Source organism: Kitasatospora sp. MY 5-36 (genome assembly GCF_001182915.1).
GTDB lineage: Bacteria > Actinomycetota > Actinomycetes > Streptomycetales > Streptomycetaceae > Kitasatospora.
Window position 1 is genome coordinate 1 of sequence record NZ_LFVW01000582.1, and the last position, 7,262, is coordinate 7,262.

At 73.1% G+C, this 7,262-nt stretch carries 3 protein-coding genes and 1 pseudogene; 2 read left to right on the plus strand and 2 right to left on the minus strand.

Annotated features, from left to right (window positions below; genetic code table 11):
• Nucleotides 1-122 precede the first annotated feature (122 nt).
• Both AE652_RS30705 and AE652_RS30710 read right to left on the minus strand, forming a co-directional pair.
• Nucleotides 123-1,148, minus strand: coding sequence for a YihY/virulence factor BrkB family protein (locus AE652_RS30705; RefSeq protein ID WP_063780320.1), 1,026 nt, complete (start codon nt 1,146-1,148; stop codon nt 123-125).
• 47 nt (nt 1,149-1,195) lie between these two features.
• Nucleotides 1,196-2,194: a glycosyltransferase family 2 protein gene (locus AE652_RS30710; protein WP_107086576.1), complete on the minus strand. Its 999-nt coding sequence runs from the start codon at nt 2,192-2,194 to the stop codon at nt 1,196-1,198.
• A 134-nt stretch (nt 2,195-2,328) separates the two neighbouring features.
• Between AE652_RS30710 and AE652_RS30715 the strand changes: the two genes are divergently transcribed.
• Nucleotides 2,329-5,901, plus strand: coding sequence for a CDP-glycerol glycerophosphotransferase family protein (locus AE652_RS30715; protein ID WP_049657412.1), 3,573 nt, complete (start codon nt 2,329-2,331; stop codon nt 5,899-5,901).
• Between the two features lie 178 nt (nt 5,902-6,079).
• Nucleotides 6,080-7,262: pseudogene (locus AE652_RS30720) on the plus strand (hypothetical protein); the annotation flags it as partial.

Consider the following 7,262-nt stretch of genomic DNA (forward strand, 5'->3'; position numbering starts at 1 on the left):
GGCTCGGCCTCGGCGGCTGGTCGGCCGTGGTGCTGGCCGGGGCCGCGGCCGGGTACGGCGCGCTGGTGCTGCTGCGGCGCCGCTCCGCCGGCTGACCCGCCGACGGGTGGGAGGGCTCGGCCTCAGTCCCGGGGCCGGGCCCTTCCCTCGTCCTCGTCCTCGCCCTCCCCGTTCTCCTGCTCCTTCTCCTTCTTCCGCTGCTCGGCCCGGGCGGCCCGCTCCGCCGCGTCCGCCTCCGCCGCCGCCTCCGCCTCGTCGGCCGCCTCCAGCAGCGCCCGCCCGTGCGCCCTGGTCCGGTCCCGGGCGGCCACCGGGTCCGCCGTCGCCGTCCAGGCCACGCAGTACATCAGCAGCCGGGAGACGAAGTTGATCCACAGCAGCAGCGCCACCGGCGTGGCGAACGCCCCGTACAGGCTCCGTCCGGCGACCGAGCCCAGGTAGGAGGCGAGCAGCAGCTTCAGCAGCTCGAAGCCGACCGAGCCGATCAGCGCGGCCTGCACCAGGTCCCGCCGGCGCTGGTCGGTGATCCCGGGGAAGGGCGCCAGCAGGTAGGCGAAGAGCAGCATGTCGCACGCTATGGCGATCAGCACGCCGACCGCGGTCAGCAGGTACCCGCTGTTGAGGCCGATCGCGTCGGCGATCCGGCCGGCGAGCGTGGTGCCGGCGGCGGAGGTGGCCAGCGAGAACAGCGACACCAGGCCGAGGCCGGCCAGCACCGCCACGTCCCACCCCTTGCGCAGGACCGGGTTGCCCTCCTCCTGGGGCAGCTGCCACAGGTCGCGGATCGAGGTGCGCATGGTGTCCACCCAGCCGAGGCCGGAGACCAGCAGCAGCGCCCCGCCGACCAGCCCGACGGTGCCCGCGTTGGCCACCAGGGCGGGCAGGTTGAGCGCGTCCGAGAGCCCCGGCAGCTGGTCGGAGATGTGCTCCTGCAGCTCGTGGACCCGGCTGTCGCTCAGCGTCGCGGCGGCGACCGCCAGGCCCACCGTGAGCAGCGGGAAGAGCGCGAGGAAGCCGAAGAAGGTGACGGCGCCGGCCAGCCGGTTGCCCCGGGCGGCGGAGAAGTACTCGTACACCCGGTACGGGCGGCTGCGCAGCACCCGGGCCACGAGCGGGCCGACGACCGGCAGGCGGGTCAGGAAGTCCACCTACCGGTTATAGCCGGTCCGTCCCCCGAACGGGCGTCAGTTCGCGCTCAGCGCTTGACGAGTCGCCGGGCCTTGGCGAGGGCCCGGACGGCCTGGTAGGCCCCGTAGCGGCCGTGGCTGAGCAGCTCGGTGCGCACGCCGTCCACGCCGGCCGGCGGCCGGTAGCCGGCCGGGCGCAGCCGGGCGCAGTGCTCGGCGGCCCGGCGGAAGTACTCGCGGCGGTCGCCGGGCGGGACCCGGCCGGGCTTGGAGACCACGGTGTTGAGGTGGTGCAGCATCCGGCCGTAGACGACCGGGCGCCAGCGGTCCAGGTCGGGGCGGCCGTCGAGGAAGGCGAAGACCAGGTCGTACTGGGCGAACACGTCGAAGTGCTTGCGGCTGGCGGTGGCCAGGATGTTGCCGCCCTCCTGGCGCTGGCGGTAGTGCACGCCGACCTGGTCGAGCAGGGTGATCCGGGCGGCGGCGAGCAGCGCCGGGTACGTCCAGGGGGTGTCCTCGTAGTAGCCAGCCGGGAAGACCAGCCGCTGCTCGGTGATGAAATCACGGCGGTAGGCCTTGTTCCAGACGACCTGGAGCAGGTCGAGCAGGTCGGGGCGGGCGTCGAGGTCGAAGACGTCCGGGGAGGCGGCGCCGAAGACGTGCGCGGAGGCGGCCCGGGTGATCCGGCCGTCGGCGTAGGTGCGGGCGTAGTCGTAAACCAGGATGTCCGGGTCACCCGTGGCGGTGAGCCGCTCGTCGATGCTCTTCAGCAATCCGGGGGTCAGCGTGTCGTCGCTGTCGAGGAAGACCACGTACTCCCCGGTGGCGACCTCCAGGCCGGCGTTGCGGGCCCGGCCGAGGCCGACGTTCTCCGGCAGGTGCAGCACCCGGACCCGGGCGTCGGCGGCGGCGGCCCCGTCCAGGATCGCGCCGCAGCCGTCCGGGGAGCGGTCGTCCACCGCGATCAGTTCGACGTCCGGGCCGTCCTGGCCGAGCACCGAATCGAGGCACTCGGCGAGGTAGTCCTGGACCTGGTACACGGGGACGATCACGCTGAAACGGGACACGGACCCAGCGTAGTGGTCCCCGGGTGGGCGAGGTCCCCGGAGGTAGGATCGGGGGCGCACGTACGCACCGATCCAAGTGCGGTCAGACCCCGTACGGGCTGCCACGCTCCTCCAGAGAAAGGCCTGCGTAGCCGATGGCTCCCCGCCTCTCCATCGTCGTCCCGATCTACAACGTCGAGCGCTACCTCGTCGAATGCCTCGACTCGATCGCCGCCCAGACCTTCACGGACTTCGAGTGCGTCATGGTCGACGACGGTTCGAAGGACGGCAGCGCGGCGCTCGCCGAGGCGTACGCGGCCCAGGACTCCCGGTTCCGGCTGGTCCGGCAGGTGAACAAGGGCCTCGGCGCGGCCCGCAACACCGGCATCCGGCACATCGACCCGGACTCCGAGTTCCTGTGCTTCGTGGACAGCGACGACTCGATGCCGCCGAGCGCGTACGAGCTGATGATCAACACGCTGGACGAGACCGGCTCGGACTTCTGCACCGGCAACGTGCTGCGCTTCCGCGCCGTGGGCTACTACCAGTCCGGCGGCCACCTGAAGCCGTTCAAGGAGACCAGGCTCAAGACCCACATCACCGAGATCCCGGCGCTGGTCACCGACCGCACCGCGTGGAACAAGGTGTACCGCCGCTCGTTCTTCGACGCGGCCGGCCTGCTCTACCCCGAGGGCATCCTCTACGAGGACGCGCCGGTCAGCGTGCCGCACCACTACCTGGCCAAGAGCGTGGACGTGCTCTCCGAGCCGATCTACCACTGGCGCGAGCGCGAGGTCGGCGAGATGTCGATCACGCAGATGCGCACCAACCCCAGGGGCCTGATCGACCGGGTCGCCTCGGTCGAGCTGGTCCGCGCCTGGCTGACGAAGCAGACCGAGCCGCGCTTCGCCGAGTACCTGCGCTCCTACGACGAGAACACCCTCGTCGAGGAGATCCCGATGTTCTTCTCGTCCCTCGTCGAAGGGGACAAGGAGTACCGGGACGCCTACCTCCAGCACGTCGGCCGGCTGCTCCGGTCGATCGGCGCCGAGCACGTCGCCCGGCTGCGCGCACCGCTGCGGCTGAAGTACCACCTGACCCTGTCCGGCCGGATGGACGAGCTGGTCGAGCAGATCACGTACGAGCGCGAGAGCGGCGGCGGTGTCCAGGCCCGCGGCCTGCTGCGCCCGTACGCCGACTACCCGTTCCTGCGCGGCGGGCGCAAGAGCGTGCCGGCCGGGGTGCTCAAGCTGGACAACTCGCTGGTGATCCGCAGCCGGCTGTACCGCAGCACCTGGGAGGACGGGAAGCTCCGGCTGACCGGGCACGCGTACCCGGAGCAGCTGGGCGCGGCCGGCAAGCACGACATGGTCCGCACCCTGGTGCTGCGCGAGGCCAAGGGCCGCCGGGTCATCGCGGTGCCGATGCGGACGACGTACAGCCCCGAGGCCACCGCGAGCTGCCACCACGACCTGTACAGCTGCGACTGGTCCGGCTTCACCGTGGCCATAGACCCGAAGAAGCTGAAGCACCGCGGCCAGTGGAAGGACGGCAACTGGCGCCTCCTGGTGGCCGGCGCGGGCAAGGGCGGGGTCTACAAGGGCCGGATCTCGGCCGGGTGGAGCGACAGCGCGCTGTACCTCCCGTCGCACTGGGTCGAGCCGGACGTGCGGATCGTGCCGTGGATCCGGGACAACTTCGTCTACCTCCGGGTGGAGACGGTCAAGGCCCGGGTGACCGGCCTGGCCGCCCACGGCGACCGGCTGGAGGTCTCGGGCGCGGCCCGCTCCGGCCCGAGCTTCGCCGGGGCGCGGCTGCGGCTCACCCACACCGAGTCGGACCGCCACCTGACCTTCCCGCTGGAGCTGGGCGCTCCGGTCGGCTCGCTCCAGCCGTTCACCGCGGCCTTCCCGGTCGCCGAGCTGACCGCCGTCCGCGAGGCCTGGGCCGAGCTGGACCCGGTGGCCGCCGAGCGCAGCCGCGACCACTGGGACGGCGCGCTGCTGCTGGCCGACGGCAGCACCGTCCAGCTGGCCTGGGACGACCGCAACGCGCCCGAGCGGCTGCACCTGGCGCTGAACCCGCAGGCCCCGGTCGCCGAGCGCCGGGCGCTCTACTCCAAGCCCTCCCCCCACGGGCACCTCCAGTTCACCGACCAGGTGCTCCAGCCGCTGGTGGACGAGGTGTCCTCGCGCGGCGCCGACGGCTTCCTGCTGAGCGGCTCGTTCCCGCTGCCCGGCGCGCACCGCTGGGAGCTGGTGGTCCGTCACGAGTGGCGCGAGGAGGAGCACGCCTACCCGGTGGAGATCTCCGACGGCCGCTTCCGCACCGCGCTGCCCGCCGTGCCGACGGCCTCCTTCGCCGGCCGGGTGCCGCTCTCCCGGGGCACCTGGAACGTCGTCTTCCGCCCGGTCGGCGTGCCGGTGCCCGAACTGCCGGACGCCGCCGCGCTGGTGACCCCGGACTGCTTCGACGTCCTGCCGGTCGAGGTGGAGTCCCGCGGCAAGCGGATAGTGCTGGAGCGCCGCGACCACGACGCCCTGTCGTTGGAGTCGCACTCGGTGCTGCTGCCCGAGGAGCGGGCCGGCTACCGGCAGCGCCAGCTGCAGAGCGTGGACTACCCGGCCGCCCGCCGGCTGCCGGTGCGCGACACGGTGCTGTACCACACGGGCAAGTACGGCACGTACTCCGGCTCGCCCCGGGCGGTGCACGAGGAGCTGGTCCGCCGCGGCCTGTCGCTGGAGCACCTGTGGGGCAACGACGACATGCAGGCCGAGCTGCCGCAGAGCGCGACCGCGCTCCGGTACCGCAGCCCGGAGTGGTACGAGGCGCTGGCCACCGCCAAGTACGTCGTGGCCAGCACCCACCTGCCCGACTTCTTCGTCCGCCGCCCCGACCAGGTGGTCGTCCAGACCTGGCACGGCACCCCGCTGAAGCAGATCGGCTTCGACTTCGAGAAGGTCTGGTTCACCGACTCCAAGTACCTCAAGAGCCTGGCCCGGGAAGTCCCGAACTGGAGCCTGCTGGTGGCCGGCAACCGCTGGTCGGCCCCGGTGCTGCGGCGCGCCTTCGACTTCAAGGGCGAGATCCTGGAGAGCGGTTCGCCCCGCAACGACCTGCTGTTCGCGACCGACCGGGAGAAGACCGCCGAGCAGGTCCGGGAGCGGCTCGGCCTGCCCGAGGGCAAGAAGGTCGTGCTCTACGCGCCGACCTGGCGCGAGGACCGGCGCCGGCCGCAGGGCGGCTACCAGATCGACCTGCGGATCGACCTGGCGGCGGCCAGGGCCGCGCTCGGCGACGACCAGGTGCTGCTGGTGCGCCGGCACCACCTGATGTGCGGCCAGATCCCGGGCGCCGGCAACGGCTACATCTGGGACGTCGGCACCTACCCCGACATGGCGGAGCTGCTGCTGATCGCCGACGTCCTGGTGACCGACTACTCGGCGAGCGCGTTCGACTTCGCGTCGACCGGCAAGCCGATCGTGTTCTTCACCCACGACCTGGAGCACTACCGGGACAACCTGCGCGGCTTCAGCCTGAACTTCGAGGCCGAGGCACCCGGCCCGATGCCGGCCACCTCCGAGGAGCTCCTCTCGGTGCTCGGCCGGGTGGACGAGGTCGCGGCGAAGTACGCGGACCGGGCCGCCGCGTTCCGCGAGGCCTACTGCGACCTGGACGACGGCAAGGCCTCCGCCCGGGTGGTCGACGCGATGCTCCGCAAGGAGTAGCCACCGCGCACGCGCGTTTCCGGAGCCGGATCCGGAAACGACCGGAAAACCGATTTCGAATGTCGAATGGGCGTTCCCGGAAACGCAATTCCCCGGGGCATTCGAAAAAGCGTGCAATTGACCCCGGCGCCATTTCTGGATGGGATGTGGATCTCCCTCCCGAAGGGCTCCCACCGCCATGCCTGTGCTCACCCGGCTGGTCCTGCCGCACGCCGCCCCCCGGGTGGCCGCCGACCACCCCGCCGCCGACGAGGACGTCGCCTTCGGCCTGCTGCGCGCCCGCTGGCACGGCCGCGGCCTGGAGCTCACCGGCTTCGCCCGCCCGGACGGCCAGGACACCGGCCGGCCCGGCTCCGCCTGGACCTGGCTGACCCTCCGCCACCAGAACCGCTCCCAGCCGCCGCTGCACCTGCGCTCCCGCCCCCGCCGGATGCCCGAGGTCACCGACGACAGCGCCCAGTCCGAGCACAACCACGACTGGTCCGGCTTCACCGCCCTGATAGCCCCCGGCCGGCTGCGCCGCGGGGGCCACTGGCTGCTCGGCGACTGGCGGATCGAGGCCACGCTCTTCACCCGCCCCCGCCCCGCCCGGGTGCGCCGCCGGTACGGCGCCCTCGCCCCGTACTGGTGCGGGTCCGGCGAGTACCCGCCGGCCCACTGGGTGGACCACGACGTCCGGCTCCAGCCGTTCTTCGCCGACGGCCGGCTGCACCTGCGGCTGGAGCGCCCGGCCGTCCTGGTCACCCGGGCCGCCCCCGCCCCCGACGGCCTGGACCTGGACGGGGTCGCCGACACCTGCCCCTCCGGCACCGTGCTGCGGCTGCGCCACCGGGAGAGCGACGCAGTGGTCGAGCGGCCGCTCGCCCGCACCGGCAACACCTTCACCGTCCGGGTGCCGTACCGGCCGTTCACCGCCGACGGGCGGGGCGGCGGCCTGCTGGAGCACTGGGACGCCGAACTGCTGTACCCCGACGGCGCCGCCGTGCAGCCCTGCCTCGACGAGCGCGGCGGCCCGGTGGCCGGCCAGCACCCGCTGCCCGGCGCCCCGGACCGGGTGCTCTACCTCAAGCACCTCGCCGACGGCCGGCTCCAGCTCTGCGTCCAGCCCGCGGCCGGCCTGGTCGACCGGATCGCCGTACGGGACGGCGGCTTCGAGCTGTCCGGCCACTGCCCGGGCCCGGCCTCGGCACTGGAGCTGGTGCTGCGCCACCCCGGCTCCGCGAGCGAGGTCCGCACCGCGGTCGGCACCGGCCCGGACGGCCGCTTCCGGGCCCGGGTGCCCGCCACCCGGACCGGCTCGGACGGCGTCGCGCTGCCGCTGCGCAAGGGTGTCTGGGAGGCCGCGCTGGAGCCGGTCGGCC

What these genes read in the sequence shown, in the direction of transcription:
- AE652_RS30715 (WP_049657412.1), top strand. Translation starts at nt 2,329, where the DNA reads ATGGCTCCCCGCCTCTCCATCGTCGTCCCGATCTACAACGTCGAGCGC.